The 17,501-nt window shown below is 33.1% G+C and carries 15 protein-coding genes; 3 read left to right on the plus strand and 12 right to left on the minus strand.

Annotated elements, in window-relative coordinates:
• Window positions 1-448: 448 nt before the first annotated feature.
• From PF572_04465 to PF572_04475, 3 genes are all read right to left on the minus strand, one after another.
• On the minus strand, window positions 449-1,153 hold the full coding sequence (locus PF572_04465; protein ID MDA3840316.1) for a hypothetical protein: 705 nt from the start codon (window positions 1,151-1,153) through the stop codon (window positions 449-451).
• Between the two features lie 4 nt (window positions 1,154-1,157).
• Window positions 1,158-3,647, minus strand: a complete 2,490-nt coding sequence (locus tag PF572_04470) for a hypothetical protein (GenBank protein ID MDA3840317.1) — start codon at window positions 3,645-3,647, stop codon at window positions 1,158-1,160.
• Between the two features lie 117 nt (window positions 3,648-3,764).
• Complete coding sequence (locus PF572_04475; protein ID MDA3840318.1) at window positions 3,765-5,543, minus strand: DEAD/DEAH box helicase; 1,779 nt, start codon at window positions 5,541-5,543, stop codon at window positions 3,765-3,767.
• A gap of 271 nt (window positions 5,544-5,814) precedes the next feature.
• On the opposite strand from PF572_04475, the gene PF572_04480 reads away from it, so the two are divergent.
• Window positions 5,815-6,012: a hypothetical protein gene (locus PF572_04480; protein ID MDA3840319.1), complete on the plus strand. Its 198-nt coding sequence runs from the start codon at window positions 5,815-5,817 to the stop codon at window positions 6,010-6,012.
• A gap of 119 nt (window positions 6,013-6,131) precedes the next feature.
• On the opposite strand, the gene PF572_04485 is transcribed toward PF572_04480, so the two are convergent.
• Both PF572_04485 and creD read right to left on the minus strand, forming a co-directional pair.
• Window positions 6,132-7,145 (minus strand): hypothetical protein, encoded by a 1,014-nt coding sequence (locus PF572_04485; protein MDA3840320.1) that lies wholly within the window; start codon window positions 7,143-7,145, stop codon window positions 6,132-6,134.
• A gap of 110 nt (window positions 7,146-7,255) precedes the next feature.
• A complete protein-coding gene (creD, locus tag PF572_04490) occupies window positions 7,256-8,650 on the minus strand; it encodes a cell envelope integrity protein CreD (GenBank protein MDA3840321.1) in 1,395 nt (464 codons plus the stop codon).
• A gap of 259 nt (window positions 8,651-8,909) precedes the next feature.
• Between creD and PF572_04495 the strand changes: the two genes are divergently transcribed.
• Window positions 8,910-9,104 carry a cold shock domain-containing protein gene (locus PF572_04495; GenBank protein MDA3840322.1) on the plus strand — a complete coding sequence of 65 codons (195 nt, stop codon included), beginning with the start codon at window positions 8,910-8,912 and terminating at the stop codon, window positions 9,102-9,104.
• Between the two features lie 61 nt (window positions 9,105-9,165).
• Here PF572_04495 and PF572_04500 read toward each other — a convergent pair whose 3' ends face one another.
• Entirely contained in the window at window positions 9,166-9,837 is a 672-nt protein-coding gene (locus PF572_04500; GenBank protein MDA3840323.1) for a hypothetical protein, read from the minus strand.
• 21 nt (window positions 9,838-9,858) lie between these two features.
• Window positions 9,859-10,668: a pyruvate kinase gene (locus PF572_04505; GenBank protein ID MDA3840324.1), complete on the minus strand. Its 810-nt coding sequence runs from the start codon at window positions 10,666-10,668 to the stop codon at window positions 9,859-9,861.
• A 104-nt stretch (window positions 10,669-10,772) separates the two neighbouring features.
• Between PF572_04505 and PF572_04510 the strand changes: the two genes are divergently transcribed.
• Window positions 10,773-12,554, plus strand: a complete 1,782-nt coding sequence (locus tag PF572_04510) for an ATP-binding cassette domain-containing protein (protein ID MDA3840325.1) — start codon at window positions 10,773-10,775, stop codon at window positions 12,552-12,554.
• A 7-nt stretch (window positions 12,555-12,561) separates the two neighbouring features.
• On the opposite strand, the gene PF572_04515 is transcribed toward PF572_04510, so the two are convergent.
• From PF572_04515 to glmS, 5 genes are all read right to left on the minus strand, one after another.
• Window positions 12,562-13,215 (minus strand): hemolysin III family protein, encoded by a 654-nt coding sequence (locus tag PF572_04515; GenBank protein MDA3840326.1) that lies wholly within the window; start codon window positions 13,213-13,215, stop codon window positions 12,562-12,564.
• Between the two features lie 66 nt (window positions 13,216-13,281).
• Window positions 13,282-14,208, minus strand: a complete 927-nt coding sequence (locus tag PF572_04520; protein MDA3840327.1) for a leucine-rich repeat domain-containing protein — start codon at window positions 14,206-14,208, stop codon at window positions 13,282-13,284.
• Between the two features lie 168 nt (window positions 14,209-14,376).
• Window positions 14,377-14,562, minus strand: coding sequence for a hypothetical protein (locus tag PF572_04525; GenBank protein MDA3840328.1), 186 nt, complete (start codon window positions 14,560-14,562; stop codon window positions 14,377-14,379).
• A gap of 325 nt (window positions 14,563-14,887) precedes the next feature.
• Window positions 14,888-15,415 carry a hypothetical protein gene (locus PF572_04530; GenBank protein MDA3840329.1) on the minus strand — a complete coding sequence of 176 codons (528 nt, stop codon included), beginning with the start codon at window positions 15,413-15,415 and terminating at the stop codon, window positions 14,888-14,890.
• 320 nt (window positions 15,416-15,735) lie between these two features.
• Window positions 15,736-17,397: a glutamine--fructose-6-phosphate transaminase (isomerizing) gene (gene glmS / locus PF572_04535; protein ID MDA3840330.1), complete on the minus strand. Its 1,662-nt coding sequence runs from the start codon at window positions 17,395-17,397 to the stop codon at window positions 15,736-15,738.
• Window positions 17,398-17,501 lie beyond the last annotated feature (104 nt).

Raw genomic sequence — 17,501 nt, forward strand, 5'->3', positions numbered from 1 at the left:
TAGTCAATATTAATAGGAAATCAACATAAAATTTTTCTAAAATCTATAATCGACATTTTACTCAAAAAGCTATGTAGGTACATCGGTACGTGCATGGTTTTTTCTCTAAATTTTAAAAAAAATAAAGATATCCAAAACATATATCTCCTTTGTCATTCCCCTCTTGAGAGGGGTGGCAGCTTTGCTGACGGGGTGTGTTTTCCTAATTGTTACGCATTTAATCTCACCAATCTTAACACACCTCACCCTACAGGTACTCCTCTCAACAAGGTGAATCGCGTCTATGACGTGGTGAATAATGACAAAATTTAGGGTACTCTATAGAGTACCCTATAGAGTACCCTATTCTCAAATTTGAAGAAATATTAATTATTTAAATTTTGCAAAAAACTCCCAATTTCAGAATCAGGAGTTTTCGTTTTTCAATATTATGAAAAAATATTTTTTTCTATTTTTTAATTTTATTCTTCGCAAAAATAAATATCATTATAGGGATAGAGATAAATAGAAGCAAATACATCAGTTTCGATCCTCCACTATCTTCAGTTTTTGTAATTTCTCTTTTTTCCACCCCCTCAGAAACTGTATCGCTATATTCTCCACTCTCTATTTCCTCTACAAGTTTTTCATATGCAATAACTTCGTCCGCCTTGTCTAGTTCGGCGTAAATCATATCCTTTGTAGCGTCAAGATAAAGTTGCGAAGTCAGGGCATCTTGAAATTGGGAAAAAACTTCTTCATCTACTACATACTTTATTTTCCATCCATCAATGTTGTTAAATAATGCTACATAATTTTTTTGAAGCTCTACTTCTCCCTCCTCAGATACTAGAGTCGATTTCATATTAAAATACATCAAAGCATCTTCGGTCTCCATTTTACAATTATAAGGACTCAGTTCATAACTCTTTGTATCATAGACCTCCCAGGCAGATCCTACGTATTCTTCATAATTATCAAGCAAATTTTCTCGAACATAATTGACATCTATCACGGTCATGTATTCGTCAATATTTTCATCCTGACTTGCCTTGTAATACTTATCAAGAATTGGCCTCAGCTCATCACATGAATCAGCTTGGACAAGGCCTACATTAAATATAAACAAGAATACAAATGATACTATAATTGATATTTTCATTTTATTATTCATATATTTAATTATTATCTAGATAAGTATATAAAACACTAATTACCTGAGCATCAGCATCTCTAAAGCCCTCTTCACTTGTCACGCCAATCATAACTGGATATGGAATACTTTTTTCTTGGGCTCTATCAATTTTTTTTTCTTTGCTCAAATATTCCAGATTTCCTTTCCAAACATTTGTCATCAGATTAAAAACCAAGGAAAATGTTCCTGTTACCTTTTGAGCATATTTCCCAACAAAAGGAATAGCCTTGGGCGCCATGGCAACAGCACCGACTGTTGATTGCAATATATTTATACCACCAATGCCCCAATCATAGGTTGATTCCCAGAAATCTTTTCGCGTAGCACCATCAACAGCCTTCCCAAGGTCTTTGGCATGAGACTCAACATTTGTCCCAGTTTGAGTTAGTTTAATAGCATTCTGGACATCACCAGCTAGTCCACTTGCCTTATCTAGATGTCGCATTGTTTTCTCAATCTTATCAACTTTTCCATACACACCTTTGGCGCTCGTATAACCCTTTTCATAAAGACCTGACAAGGCTTGTTTTGATTTCCCCAAGCTAGCCATGCGTCTATCTACACCGAAACCAACCAAGTCGACTGCGAACCCCTCCATTGTCCCCCGTTGCAAATCCCACATATTAAGACCATTTAATTGCGTAAGCATATCGAAGTTACTTAATTTCGGAGGTTGGACTCGAATTGAAATCCATTTATTGGTTTCGCACTCAAATTCTTGAATCTGGGTCGCAACCTCTCCTTGTCCAAATTCACTAACTTTTATCACCGGTATCTTATTGGCCAGATATTTCTCGTACGGAACTTTTATAGTACATTTAACCTTGTCGTGATATTCGTCATTTATTTTGAATTTGAAAGTGCTATCAGCCACATCATCTATCTCAACAACAGTTTTTTCTGTTTCAATTTGAGGAGTAGCGTCTTTCATATGAACCTTGTAGATAAATCTCTTGGAGATTAGATTATCACTTTTATCAACCAAGTAAACCGCCACATATTCTGTCGGCAAATACGGGCCCGTATAAAGAATAGGACCAGTACTTTGCAAATATTGACTCTCAAGAACATCGTCAACTTTTACTTTTAGCTTGTTATCACCGACGCTAGCTTCTTGGAAATGAATTTGTGATTTTGGATTTATTATTTCATATTGTAAATATACGTCTTTGTACAGTTCTTCATCACTAACATCCACAATCTCTTCACCCTTTTTATCAAAAGCTTTCCCGTCAATATTTACCGAAACTGAAAAACTTGTATCCTTATCAGTCCCTGTGTTTACGACTCCGCTGTTCCAAATTGTAGCTTCATTATTATAACGAAAACTAATCTCAAATTTTCTATCCTCCATTTCTTTCTTTTCTTTAACAAGTTCTTTTACTCCAGGCTCTCCTCCTGCCATTATCTCATTATAAACATCTGATGATTGAAAGTCGCCATCCAAATCATACTCGGTAAAAACTGGATGATAGTTCATGTTACTACTAACATTGATAGTTTGCATTAATTCTTCAAAATCTTTTTCTGGATACTTTTGCATTGTAATATTCTTGGCAAAAGTTCTCACCATCTCATTAAATTCTTCCATTTGTCCTTGATATTCTCCGGTAGAAATATGTTCTCCTCTTTTTTTGAAATTAAATGGATATACTTTTTGCTTTTCGGAAGCAAAATTATTCTGAACAACAATGACACGAGCCTCACAGTAATAGAACGCCCTTTCGCTAATCATAGAATTACACCCATTCACTAAATAAATTTTATCGATAGTTTTGTCTATCGGTTTTATTTCTTCTAAATTAATAACAGGTTCTGCCTGATATGGTGCTCCCGTTAAAGAACTTGTGTTCTTGGCCTTCTCTATTCTTTTAGCCAGTTCCTCCTTGGATTCGTTCTTGTCAAAATCAGCATCAAGATTCTCCGTTATGTACATATCAGAATACCCCATCCCTCTACTTTCTCCCACTTTATGATTAGCTTTAATATCTACGAATCTAAAATTTTCTTTTTTAAAACTCTCCTGAAGACTTGGTTCAAATTTTCCTGGCAGAGGACCAAGGGGATGTTTAAGAACATAATCAGTATTTTTAAATACTCTAAAAAGATATTTTTCTTCCGTCTCAGAATATGCCTCTATTTTAATTTGGAGCTTATTATCAAAAGAATAAGTGGGGACTTTATCACTGAATTTTATATAGCTCTCACCGACATACGGTATCTTAGCCCCCTCTGTGTCTCCGCTCCCCATATGAAAAACAAAATAATCTATTTCCTCCTTTATTTCCTTGTCATTAACTATAATAAAAAAATTAGCCTCTTCTTCGGCAACCAAAGGTTGATCAGGAACTGCCAACTCTACTGGATAGGTATCATTCCCAGCAAAGACAGTGTCGGCTTGAGGAAAACCTATAAAAAGAAAAGAAAAAATAAGAAAACCTATAAATATTTTTTTAATTCTAAAATTTTTCATTTATTTATTATTAAAAAATAATTAATTTACCTTTAATCTAGCATTATTTGTTTTTAAAATCAATGAAAAACAGCCTTCTATTGAGAGGGCTGTTTTGTAAATATCATTAATAGAATTCTACTGTGCTTTTTTGAATGCTTTTCTCTTTCTTGAACCACTTCTTCCTGAAAAATTATTATTACTTTTTCTGTCACCCCTTTCCCTGTCATTTCTTCTATTTCCTCCACTGTTTCTACTTCCATCATTTCGTCTTCCTCCTCCGCCTCCACTATTTCTAGAGAAGGTTGATTTTGCAATACTGTCATTACTGACAATAGTAACAACAATATTCTTTCCCTTGAATCTAGTTCTAGAAAGAACCTGCTTAACTTCTTCTGATCTTTCTTTCTCTACTGCAAAAATTGTATATTCTGGCATTATGCTAATCTTTCCGATTTCTACTCCCTTTAATTCTCTACTAGCATTTATGAATCCAAAAATCACCTTAACATCAACTCCGTGTTTTTTACCAAAACCAATTTTCAAGGCAGCAGTTTCTATTTCATCTCTCTGAGAATTTGGTGCCTTTGAATTAGCATTCAAATCCCGAGCATTTTTATAAGCATCAATTATATGACTAAACTTATCATTAACAAAATAGTTAATTAAATCTTCTTTTTTAACTTTACTTAATTTTTCTGCAAATTCTTCAAAATACTTATCCTTAGCGGCTGGTATTTCTTCTGTATTTTCAATTTTAGCAATAATTTCATCCATTTGTTTTTTACAAACGTCTTGTCCGTCTGGTACCTTTTTGAATTCAACTTTTTTGCCAATAATTTTTTCAATATCTGTTATCCTTCTTGTGTCGCGTGGTCCAACTATAGTTACAGCAACTCCACTTTTTGAAGCTCTTCCTGTTCTTCCGGTTCTATGAGTGTATGCCTCGTTTTGATCAGGCAGATTATAATTAATTACATGAGACAAATCACTTACATCGATTCCACGAGCAGCAACATCTGTAGCCACAAGTAAACGAATGTATTTCTTTTTAAATCTGTCCATGATTTTAGTACGTTGGGTTTGTGCAATATCTCCATGCAACGCTTCTGTGTCATAGCCGGCTTGTTTTAACTTGTCCGCCACTTCTTGAGTTTCTCTTCTGGTTCGACAAAATAAAATACCGTATACACCAGGTAAAGAATCAAGAATTCGTTTTAATGCCTCAAAACGATCTCTGGCCTGGACTACATAATACTCATGACTAACATTTTTAGCACCAACATTTTTCTCTCCAACACTTATTTCGTTGGATTCTTTCATGTATTTCATAGCGATATTACTAACGCTCTTAGACATAGTTGCTGAGAAAAGTAGAGTTTGCCTAGCTTTTGGAGTTTCCTCTAGAATGACGTCTAAATCATCCTTGAATCCCATATCAAGCATTTCATCTGCTTCATCTAGAACAACCCACTTAATAGTTTGAAGTTTTAAAACTTTTCTTCTGATTAAGTCGTGCACACGGCCTGGTGTTCCTACTACAATATTGGTTCCACGTTTAAGTGAATTGATTTGGATATCAATTCTTTCCCCACCATAAACAGGAGTAGTAATTACTCCTTTATAGTATTTTGTATATGTTTTGATATCAGCTGATATCTGCATTGCCAATTCTCTAGTTGGACAAAGGATAATGGCTTGAAGTTCTCTCCCATCTGCCTTTATTTGATTTAGAATAGGCAAAGAAAAAGCAGCCGTTTTCCCTGTTCCAGTTTGAGCCAACGCAACCAAGTCTTTCTTTGATTCCAAAATTTGTGGAATTGCTTTATCTTGAATTGGTGATGGTTCTACGAAACCTAGGTCATCGAGACCACGAATAATGTCGGGATTTAATCCCAACTCTTTGAATGTTGTCATAATTGTTATATACCTAAAGACCCAAAAATAGTATTTTTAAAGCCGTCGGTTTAAATCCTTTCATTAAAGAATTTCTATAAATTGCATTATCACAATTATGACAGCCTCCCAAGAGTTCAAGAAGTTATATATTTAATTTTTTATAATCGCAACCCTAATAATCACATATTTTTTAATTTTTGTCAACACCTGAAATAACTTATGTAAATTTTAATGTAAAATTAACCAAAAAAGTATATAATTTTAATATAATTAAGTAATCAATAAATTTATGAATCTTTTTAGATGGAGCGAAAATCAAATCCGCAAGTTCAATATCTGGGATTTTGTTGTATTTAAAATTTATTTATTTTCCCTCGGAGCAATAGTTGGTGCTTATTTTTCTCAATTTGTTATTGACTACGTTTGGGATTTTACCTTTGTTGTTATTGCTTCTCTGATGTGGCTACTCTACCGAATGTTTAGATAGGCTCTGAAAATTAAATACATATTTTAAAACTTGATAAAAATAATTTATCCTTGATATTTTTAGTACAAAAAACCCTGGCGCCTAGCCAGGGTTTTTATATGAATACAATATTCGATTGACTATCTATTCCAAAGTCTCTTAAAAGCTAGCCAAACAAATTTAGCTACCAGAACAATTATTAGCAAATAGAGTAAATATTGAAAAGTAAATGCTATCAATGTAATTAAACCTATACTCAAATCTTGTGCAACGCCATTCATCTCTCTCACAAAACTCTTAATAGAATTTTTCCAAGAATCTTTCAACTGGTCAACATCTACATATTTATTTTCATAAATACTCACATTAAAATATGTATATTCAAGCCTATCTAGCTGTTCGGCTTTCATTCTAGAGAGTTTCTCAAGTTGAGCGCTAGTATTTATTTTTTCTTGGGAGAGTCTTTCTATTATTTTTATTTTACTATCTATTATACTTGCCAAGCTAGTAGCATCTCTGGTTTGGGTGGCTAATTTAGAAATTTCGTCGTATGAAACTATAGCACTAGACAATGTATCATCTATCGTTTCAAGTTTTCTTTTTAAAACATCTTCTTCACTTGTAAAATCTTCTATTTGTTTTTTAATTGATTGAACACTCTCATTCAAGTCACGAGGGTCAAGAGAATTAACAATTGCTAGAACTTCTTCAACATTGTCTTTTTTAACTTTGAATCTGAAATTACAATTATTATCAGAGTTATTTGAAGTTTCAAATATTACATATTCTTTTTCTTTTAATGAAAGAATAGTCCCGCAAGACTCATCTAGGCTGCGAGTTTCAATTGTCGCCCTGTATTCTGTAACTTCAAATTCCTCCACATCCATTCCTGGAGTAAATTCATTGTCATAATTAACAATATTCCTAGTAGACAAAATTGAATCCGAAGCACTTTCCATAATATTTTTTGTAGAAATACTACTCCCACCTAATCCAGTGGTTTGGGAAACATATTGACGATCACCGGAAACTGAACGCAAGACACTATTTATCAGACCAAATGAAAATATAACCAGGACAAGTCCTAAAAAAGCAACTCCAAAAATTTTTGCTATTTTTCCAGGATTTAAATCAAGCTTTTCAAAAAGATTCATTTTATTATAATTAATAATTATATATTTATTATATCACAAAATACCCTTAAAAATACATTAAAATTATATAAAATTTAGATAGCCCTCTTTTTAATAATTCATTTTTAAATTTATTCTTCCCTAGAAACATCCTTAGCTCCAAGCTCATACCAATTTATTTTTCGAGATATATACATCACTATTGCAAGAATTACGAACAAACCAATCGATCCCACCAATAAGGCGTAATCCTCTAATTGAATGATTGTATACATGAAGAGATACACAATCAAGAGAATACCACCCTGAAGAATAGTCAATCTGTTGTTCTTGAATATATGTTTTGAATATACTGTAATCATAATTGCTGTAATTGTTGCAGATATAAGATAAGCGTAGTTAAAACTCGTATGTTCTGACAGCGAAAGGAGCAGTGAGAAGAAAAGCACAATAGCAAGACCAACCAAAATATATTGAATAGGATGAACTTTAATTTTATTCATTGCTTCCGCGAAGAAAAATATCAAGAAAGTGAGAGCAATAAGCATGATAGCGTATTTGATTGAACGAGTGTTCTTTTGATATTCATCAACTGGAACAAACATATTCACTCCAAATTTCGACGAAGAAAAATCTTGAATATTATCTCCTATCCAGCCCTGGGGAATGCTTCTGTTATATTCTAATATTTTCCAGTTTGCTGTAAAACCATCCTCACCAACCGTTCTTTCATCAGGAAGAAATGATCCAATAAAACTAGGTGATTGCCAAGATGATGTTAAAGCAACATTTGTCTCTGTCCCTAGCGGTACAAAATTCAAATCTTGACTACCATTTAAACTAATTGCGAAACTGAACTTATATTTTTCAAAAACGTCTGCCCCCAGAGGAACCTTAGCATTTATCCCTGATCCATTATTATTTACGGCTGTTTCTATCATTGATACTGGCTTTCGTGGATCAAATTGGTCGATTGTATTGCCACCAAGATAAATATTTACTCCAAGACCTGGTTTTGCATCAAGTTTTTTTTCATTCCATAGAATATCTATATTTTCATTTATTCCTCTAACATCTGGTATTCCTACTGAAATTAAAGCATCTTCCCAAATTACGTCTTCTGGTTTAATCTTAAGTTCATCAAAACTTGGTTGTGAAAATTCCCCCTTGAAAGCTAGCCCTGTCTCATATACGACAACATCATATATTCCACGGTTTAGCATTTCAGAGTTAATATCACCGCTTATATCAAGTGTGTCAGGAAGAAAATGAGCGTACTTAATTGTTTCAATCAATTTGTCATCTTCTGTCTCAACTAATTTTTTATAAGGCACTGTCAATATTGGTCCGATCAGTGTTTGTTTATTCCCCCACTTTGAACTAACCTCAACAATAGCCTCTTCACTTCTCCATTCCCTTTCATTGATTAAATTTTTAATCATCCCAGTAGGAATCATAAACAAAAGCATCAAAAAACCGATAGCAATTAACTTCAAGAACACATTAGATTTAATTTGAATAGACATATCATTTAATTATATTTATGTTTGAATGGTATGTAATTTGGTCATTACTGTCAAACAGCGTCTTAATCAATTAAAATGCTATAAATAGTTGATATAATCAATTATTCGAAAAACTATTGACAAAAAAATGTATATATGCTAATATATCAATGTTAGTTTAATTACTAGCCATCCTATATTTAGGGTGACAAATATTTAAAGTGTAGAGATTATTAATTTCTCCTTTAGTATTTACTTAATTAATTATCTTTACATTTACATGCAAGGAACAATCAAAAAGTTGACTGATAAGAACTTCGGTTTTATCACTCAAGAAGGCGCTGACGATTTATTTTTTCACGCTAACAACCTAGACGGCGTTGATTTCGATCAACTAAGAGAAGGTGATGCTGTTTCATTTGAAGTTGAAGAAACTCCAAAAGGAAAAGCTGCAGTCAATATCAAAAAAGCGTAATACTTTTTTATATAGATTCAAAAAACAGACCCACTCGGGTCTGTTTTTATTTTGCTCAATATTATTGTTGAAATCCTTGCATCATTTTTTCAAGTTCCTCCATATTAAGTTCTTCCATATCAATTTCTTCCCCCATATCAATCTGTTCTTGAATTTTATTACTAGTATCCATAATTCCGCCCATCATGTCATTTAAATTTTGAAATTCAACATCTTTTGGTTCTTCAAATAAACTATCGCTGTTTTTTACTTCTTTACAATCATATTCGAAACCAGAATCTTCCCATTCCTCTGCCATGCTATCAAAATCACCATCATCACTTTCATATTCTTCTTCAATTACTCCAGCTCTTTCATCTAGTTCTTTCATATTCATCTTGGTTCCTTTCTTAATGTCCTTATCCCACATGTATGTCCAATCCCCAACCGTTAACACAGCACCATTTGTAGCTTCTGACATTTCACCTTGAGAGTCAGTAGATATATAAGGAACACCTTCCATGTAGGAATCCTCCCCTCTTGTGGTTACGACAACATCTCCTTCTGGAGATTTAATTGTACACTCAACTACTTTGTCTCCACTAAACCAATCTTTTAGTGTTTTTTTCTCCAACACTTGCATTCCTCCTTCTTTGATATTATTTTCAACTTGTTTTTCTTCCTCCTTTTTACTACATGCACTAAGACTTAGGGCTAAAACCAAAAGCAAAGTGATTACAATTTTTTTGTTCATAGATTTATATTAAGATTTAAATTATACACCGAATTTGAAATTTTTGTTTTTTCTGGAAACTATATCTAGGTGTCCCAATTTTTCCCAGCTTTCAGCTTCATAAATTATTTTACTCATAATTCTAACAGCCTCTACCGGATTAGCCCCAATTGCGGTTTCCTCGGAAAGCATCACAGCGTTTGCTCCATCAAGCACGGCATTGGCAACATCCGAAGCCTCGGCACGTGTGGGTTTTTTATTTGAAACCATAGAAAGTAGCATTTCGGTAGCCACAATAACTATTTCATTTTTCTTTCTGCAAGACAAAACAATCTCTTTTTGAGCAAATGGAACTTTTTCAATTGGTATTGACCTTCCCAAATCACCACGAGCAACCATCAAAGAGTCTGTTTTCTCTAAAATTGACTTGAAATTAAAAAGAGACTCCTCTGTTTCTATCTTGGCAATAATATTAGTTAATAATCCTATTTTCTTAAATTCTTTTTTTAATTTAACCACTTCATCTGATTTTTTAATATAGGAAACAGCAACATATTCTGACTTTTTATTAAATGCAAGCTGTATCCCTTCTGAATGATTATATCTTGGCAAATCTATAAGAATAGCAACCTTTCTTCCTATTTTTGATGAAGCTTTTCTGACGCTATCAATAACCTGAGAATGCTCTTCTTGACTACCATATTTGAGATTAAAACGAAAAATATCTACTCCTTCTTTAATTAATTTAGATATGACAATATACCTACTCGAAGCAGGTCCAAGTGTCGCAACTATTTTGATTTTTCTAATATTAGTATCAATTTTCATAATACATTCTAATTTATCTTTCATTACTATTATATCACAATTATAAACAAAACAAATAATTATTTTAATACTAGCCAAGAAACTAGAATATGCTATTATTTACTTGAAATGCTAATATTATTATTCCAATGTCTACTTTATTGCAAATAAAAAAAATATCAAAATCATTTGGACCTCATTTTATATTCAGTGAGGCTAGTTTTAATATTGACGACAAACAAAAGATTGGTGTTATTGGAAGAAATGGAGCAGGAAAAACCACCCTACTTAAAATGATAATTGGTGAAGAAAATGTTGATGGAGGTGAAATAGCAATATTCAAAAGAACAAGGATTGGCTACTTGGAACAACAAAACGAGTTTAATGATGAAGAATCTGTCATTGAGTTTTTAATTCGAGATAGCAATAAAGAATCATGGGAATGTGCCAAGGTCGCAGGAAAGTTTCAATTAAAAAATGAATTACTAGATTCAAAAATAGAAAGTCTCTCTGGCGGATACCAAATGCGTGTCAGGCTCACTGCGATGCTTCTTCGTGATCCAAATTTATTATTACTTGATGAGCCAACAAATCATCTTGATTTGTCCACGCTATTACTTCTAGAAAATTTCCTGAAAACATACAACGGTTCATACTTAATCATTTCCCATGATAGAGAATTTCTCCGTAACACTTGCAATGAAACCCTTGAGGTCGATCAAGGTAAACTATATTATTTTCCCCTTTCACTCGACGGCTACCTTGAGCAAAAAGATTTAAAAAAGAAAACAGACGAAAAATATAACAAGAAAATTAAGCAACAACAAAAACACTTGCAAGAATTTGTTGATAGGTTTAGGTACAAAGCCTCAAAGGCTACTCAGGCTCAATCAAAATTAAAACAAATCAAAAAATTAAATGAAGTTGAAATAAGGCAATCTCTGAAAACAGCCAGAATATTTATTCCTGAAGTTGAGAGTAAAAAAGGATTTGCCTTTCGATCCGAAAAACTTTCTATCGGTTATAATAAAAAATCTATTGCCAATAATATTTCAATAGACATTAGAAAGGGTGATCACATAGCAGTCCTCGGAGATAACGGACAAGGTAAAACAACATTCTTAAAAACACTCAATAATGAACTAAAAAGTATTTCAGGTGATTTCCGATGGATGCCAAATATTAAAATAGCCTCATACGCTCAGCACGTCACCAAAGATTTAAATCCTCAAGAGCAAATTGGTTCATACCTAGAAAGACAAGCAGGAGCCAATGTCACCACCGAAGATGTCTTTCGAATAGCTGGAAATTTTTTATTTTACGGAGACGATATTAAAAAACCGATATCAGTTCTTTCTGGTGGCGAAAAAGCACGACTATGCATCGCTGGAATGCTCCTTCAGGAATGTAATGTTCTCCTTCTTGATGAACCAACGAATCATCTTGATTTTGAAACAGTTGATATGCTAGGACAAGCCCTAGCCAAGAGTAATGCAACTATTTTATTTATTAGCCACAACCGTGATTTCATTCATTCTCTCGCTACCAATATAATTGAAGTAGCTGACGGAGAAATAAAAATGAGTGGTTATAACTACGAGGAATACCTACATCACATCTATTTAAAATCTGGTTTGAAAGAATCAAAAATAAAAAAAGATCCTAATACTTTAGTAAATATTGTTCAAGATAAAGAAGAAAGAATCGCCAGACTTGAAAAAAGAAAAGAGTTATCAAAAGAATTAAAAAAACTGGAATATGAAATCCAGTATAACAAAGCAATTGAGCAAAAATTACTTAAAGAATATGAAAGAGATAATTATAAATTCTCACGAGAAAGAGATGAGAAAATGAAAGAAATAAAAGACACTCTATTTGAACAAGAGGTTAGACAAATGGAGATTGAGGAAGAGCTTGAAAGTTTTAAATAAATGTTCTCTATATATATACAATATAATTATACATAAGCCAAAAGTGGCAAAAACTTCCAATCATAACAAATACATGAAAAACTTCATGAAGACCAAACAATCTATCTTTGGGGAAAATTTTATCTATCACAAAAAATACTACACCTATCGTATAGGCCAATCCTCCACTCACTAACCAAATAATTCCTGATAGATCAAAAATTTTAATTAAGCTTGGTAAGACAATAACAATTAACCATCCCATTATAAGATACATTAGAATATGAACCCAGGGCTTTAGATTAATTTTAAAAATTTGTGTAACCACGCCAAGAACTGCCATTCCCCAAACAACTCCAAAAATAGACCAGCCCCAAGGGCCTCTTATCGGAACCAGAGCTATTGGCGTATATGTTCCAGCGATAAGTATAAATATAAAAGAAAGGTCAACTCTCATAAAAGCATTTTTATGCTTATGATCCTTTGATAGGAAATGATATACGGTACTCGCCAAGTAAAGCAAAATCAAGCTCGCTCCAAATATTGAGAATGAAACAACATGCCATGATGTACCATGGATTGCAGAAACAACAACCATAAGAACTAAACCAGCGATAGAAAGGAAAAATCCAATCAGATGAGTTAGACTACTCATTAATTCATTATTTTTTATATTTTTCATATTATTATTGTATCACCAAAATAGAGTACTCTATAGGGTACTCTATAGGGTACTCTATAGAGTACCCTATTTAAATACTGCCGTAGTATAAGAACTATTTAGTCCTATTCCAAGATATGCATGGTCACCAAGCATATTTTTGTTGTGTGCTGGGCTATTTTTCCACATATCAAATAACTTCTGGGCTGTACTTACTCCAAAAGCTAAATTTTCAGCATCACAAATTGTTCCAGCAGTGGAACATCTTTCTGAAAAACTAGATCCACCGTCACCAGCATGACTAAATTCTCCATTGACATTCATCCAAGTTGAATGATTTAGGGCCACAGTATTTAGCTTAGAGTCGTATGACAAGCTCGATTTTCCATTCTGTTTTCGATATTCATTTAGCATACAAAGGAATTGCTCATCAAAACTTCCAGTATTACAAACAACCTTTACTTCACTTGGCTCCACCTTCGCTTCTTCAATTATTTTGTCGTCCTTTACTATTAAGTTAGGTAGGTCTTCTTTAATTTTTTCCATGTCATATTCAGAATAATCATTACCACTTAAATTAAACTCTTTCAAATTTTTTAATTTAGCAAGCTCCAAGGGGAGGCCCGTTATTTCATTATTAGCATAGTTAAGCTCTTCTAACTTCTCTAACTGTCCTATCTCTGCTGGAATTCCTGTCATGTCATTATTTGAAACATTTAACTTTTCCAGATTCTTCAATTTACCTATTTGTGAAGGCAATGCTCCCTCCAGATTATTATCAGATAGATTGAGTTCTTTTAAGTCCCTCATTCCAAGAACATATTCAGGAAGTTTTTCCAATCCTTGCCCACTTAAATCAAGAATTTCATTTTTTGTCTTAGGAGCATTTACAATTTTAACATCAACAATATCACTAATTACAGAGTTTGAATTATCATTTTTATTAGATATTATCCCATAGCTTAAAAAAACTAATAAAATAGTTAATCCAAGTATAATTAAATTTTTATTCATATGTATTTGTTTATTTCTTATGAGTTACTTTTAGCATATTTAAGCTTTTGTTTCAAGCTTCAATTAAATTTAAACTAAAACTAAAAGCTTTTTGTGTGTTCCAGTCTAAAATTGGTTTTTTTAAGAAAAAACCATTACACAATTTTAAATATAAATGATTGTAAATACTTAAGCAGCTTCAAACCTAGCCTTATTTTCCATCATCCATATTTCCATATCCTCTTTGGTATGACTAGAATTTTTCATAAGCTCAAAATGAGCATCATCACAGTGAGGCTTTAATGCTTCCATCCATTCTTCGAATGTTTCACCTTCCGCCGTTACATCACAAAGATCACATATTAGAGTTTTCATAGTATTAGATTTTATTAAATTACTTTATTATAATAATAAAGAGTTATTAGAAAAAAGTTAAATTTGAATAATGTTATAAGACCTATCTCAAAACAAAAAACATAACCAATGCTAGTCATGTTTTTCATTGCCCAGGATGTTCAATGATGATCGAACTTTTTTACAAACTATTTAGCCTCCCCAACGTTTACATGGCCTGGGATAATTGAAGATATTTTACTCTTAGGAGAAATTCTGTGGATGAAGTTCGACTTAGAATTTCTTCTTATCGATAAAAAAGAAAGACCGCAGAATGAATCATACGGTCTTGTGAATAGTTCCAGCCTTATTCGGTGGGCAACATAAAGGCTAGTAACCAAGGGTTTCTCAATCGTGATCGAGTGTTTTTAAGAGCCTGTTCGACAGCAATTTGCTGATCATAAATATCAGATTGCAATTTGTTGATTTGGGCAACCAGAGTGGTTAACGTTTCTGAAGAGCGAATTTCAGGATACTTAACGAAATATAAATCCACTTTTTCGGGACTAATATTGTCGTACATATTTTTTTCGTGTTCAGGGTATACCTGTGCTAAGTACTTAACAAATTCCGCTGTCAAAGTTTTTGCCTTCGCTTGATAAATTGATTCTACTTTCTGAAATTTTTTGACATCTTCAAAATCATCGACTTGTGATACATATGCGATTCCGGTGGTAATAAAGCCAATTGCGCCAACAATTATACCGACAGCAAGAAGTATTGTTCCGCCAACATTGAAATCAGTCTTATGATGTCCTTTGAGATACCAATTATACCATCCAAAACAAATCGCACTTAAAGCTAGGGGAAATAACGCTCCGTAAAGACATAACATAGTTTTCTCCTTTTCTGAAATGCTTAAGTAAGCTTATGAAAATTTAAGGTTCAATTGCTAATACGATATATTACTATATTATACTTAGAACAATATGTCAACTATTTTTTAAGCATTACTCTAGTATTAAACAATATGTCATTATTCTTTATCTTCAACCCCAATAATGTATAATAAAAGCTATAGAAATAAACAAATGCCAATTTCACCTCAAAAACTAAAGGATAAACTGTCGGATTTTTGCCGATATTTTTTAATGGAAACAAATGTTTTTGATAAATTAGTGATGGTTTACAAGTATTTCATTAAATATTTTTTATTTATTCAACTGTGACTGATTTAGCTAAATTTCTTGGTTGATCAACATCTAGTTCTCTTAAAACGGCAAAATGATATGCGAGTAGCTGAAGAGGGATAACACTCAAAATTGGTGTCAGTAGTTCCAAAGTGTCAGGAATATAGATAACATCATCAGCTAAGTCCTCCAATTCTTTATTGCCTTCGGTAGTGATTGCAATTACACTACCCTTTCGTGCTTTAATTTCCTCAATACTGCTTTTATTTTTTTCATATACACTATCTTTTGGAGCAATTACAATACTCAAATGTTCATCGTCTATCAAGGCAATAGAACCGTGCTTTAATTCGCCCGAAGGAAGACCGAGTGTATTTACGTAAGCCAATTCACGCATTTTAAGAGCACCCTCCATCGCAATGGGCTCATTATATTTTCTGCCTAAATATATTATATTATTAATCTTGAAATATTTTTCTGCAATCTGTTTTATATTTTTTTGATTTAACACTTCTTCCTGTTTTTCTGATAGAGAAGACAATTCTTTTAAAATACTTTTTCCGGTGCTAAAAGACATCTCTCTTTGTCTTCCCAAAAGAACAGTAACTAAAGACAAAATTGTTAATTGAGAGGTAAATGCCTTGGTGGAGGCCACTCCTATTTCTGGACCAACATGATTATAGATTCCAGCATCCGTCAAACGAGATATTGATGACCCGACAGTATTAACGATACCCAGACTAAAGGCTCCCCTATTTATTGCTTCATTTAATGCAGCAATTGTATCGGCTGTTTCTCCAGACTGACTGATAGCCAAGATGGCAGTATTTTTATCTATATTAGTTTTCCGATATCTAAATTCACTAGCATACTCAAGACTAACATTGAGTCCTGAGTATTCTTCAATCATATACCGAGCAACTGCTCCTGCATAATACGCTGTTCCGCAGGCGACAATAATTAATCTATCTATATTTTTTAATCTATCATTCCTATCAAGCCCGCCCAATTTAACTTGAGCGTTTTTTAAATCAATTCTTCCTCGAATAGAATTATTAAGAGCCTCGGGCTGTTCAAATATTTCCTTTTGGGTAAAGTGGGCATAACCGCCCTTTTCGGCCATACTCAAGTCCCAATCAATATTTTCTGTCTTTTCATTTATACTTCCCAATTTTCGATTAACTATTTTATGAGTACCTTTATTTATATCTAGAACATCATCGTCCTCAAGAAATATAACATTTTTGGTATAACTAAGTATGGCTGAAAGATCTGAAGCAATCACGTATTCATCCTCACCTATTCCAAGAATAAGCGGACTTCCCTTTCTGGCAGCAAGAAGTCGATTGGGATAATCCACATGAAAAACAGCCAAACCATATGCACCTTCTATTTTATCAAGAGAGTCGAGCAATGCCCTGTAAATATCTCCCCTATAATTCTCTTCTATCAAATAAGCGACAACTTCTGAGTCTGTTTCTGATTTAAATTTGTGCCCCTTTTCTTCCAAATCCTTTTTAAGATTTTTATAATTTTCAATAATTCCATTATGCACAATCCAAATCTTACCATCACAGCATGAATGAGGATGAGCATTCTCTTCACTGGGCACACCATGAGTCGCCCATCTGGTATGGGCTATCCCAAGGTATACGGGGTCAAGTCTTGTTCTGGTATACGGGGTCAAGTCTTGTTCTCTGCATTGAATTGTTTTTTCACAATTCTACTCACCGTGGAATTATCTAATTTTATATATCTGCCTATCTCGGAAAGTGAATATGCATGTACAAT

It is taken from the genome of Patescibacteria group bacterium, assembly GCA_027858235.1.
GTDB lineage: Bacteria > Patescibacteriota > Patescibacteriia > Patescibacteriales > BM507 > BM507.

Bases quoted from the DNA above. Each gene is read 5' to 3' on its own strand.
- PF572_04500 (MDA3840323.1), bottom strand. From the start codon at position 9,837: ATGAACAAAAAAATTGTAATCACTTTGCTTTTGGTTTTAGCCCTAAGT.
- PF572_04485 (MDA3840320.1), bottom strand. From the start codon at position 7,145: ATGAATCTTTTTGAAAAGCTTGATTTAAATCCTGGAAAAATAGCAAAA.
- PF572_04470 (MDA3840317.1), bottom strand. From the start codon at position 3,647: ATGAAAAATTTTAGAATTAAAAAAATATTTATAGGTTTTCTTATTTTT.
- PF572_04510 (MDA3840325.1), top strand. From the start codon at position 10,773: ATGTCTACTTTATTGCAAATAAAAAAAATATCAAAATCATTTGGACCT.
- PF572_04480 (MDA3840319.1), top strand. From the start codon at position 5,815: ATGAATCTTTTTAGATGGAGCGAAAATCAAATCCGCAAGTTCAATATC.
- PF572_04530 (MDA3840329.1), bottom strand. From the start codon at position 15,415: ATGTTATGTCTTTACGGAGCGTTATTTCCCCTAGCTTTAAGTGCGATT.
- PF572_04465 (MDA3840316.1), bottom strand. From the start codon at position 1,153: ATGAATAATAAAATGAAAATATCAATTATAGTATCATTTGTATTCTTG.
- PF572_04475 (MDA3840318.1), bottom strand. From the start codon at position 5,543: ATGACAACATTCAAAGAGTTGGGATTAAATCCCGACATTATTCGTGGT.
- creD (MDA3840321.1), bottom strand. From the start codon at position 8,650: ATGTCTATTCAAATTAAATCTAATGTGTTCTTGAAGTTAATTGCTATC.
- PF572_04515 (MDA3840326.1), bottom strand. From the start codon at position 13,215: ATGAAAAATATAAAAAATAATGAATTAATGAGTAGTCTAACTCATCTG.
- PF572_04505 (MDA3840324.1), bottom strand. From the start codon at position 10,668: ATGAAAGATAAATTAGAATGTATTATGAAAATTGATACTAATATTAGA.
- PF572_04520 (MDA3840327.1), bottom strand. From the start codon at position 14,208: ATGAATAAAAATTTAATTATACTTGGATTAACTATTTTATTAGTTTTT.
- PF572_04525 (MDA3840328.1), bottom strand. From the start codon at position 14,562: ATGAAAACTCTAATATGTGATCTTTGTGATGTAACGGCGGAAGGTGAA.
- PF572_04495 (MDA3840322.1), top strand. From the start codon at position 8,910: ATGCAAGGAACAATCAAAAAGTTGACTGATAAGAACTTCGGTTTTATC.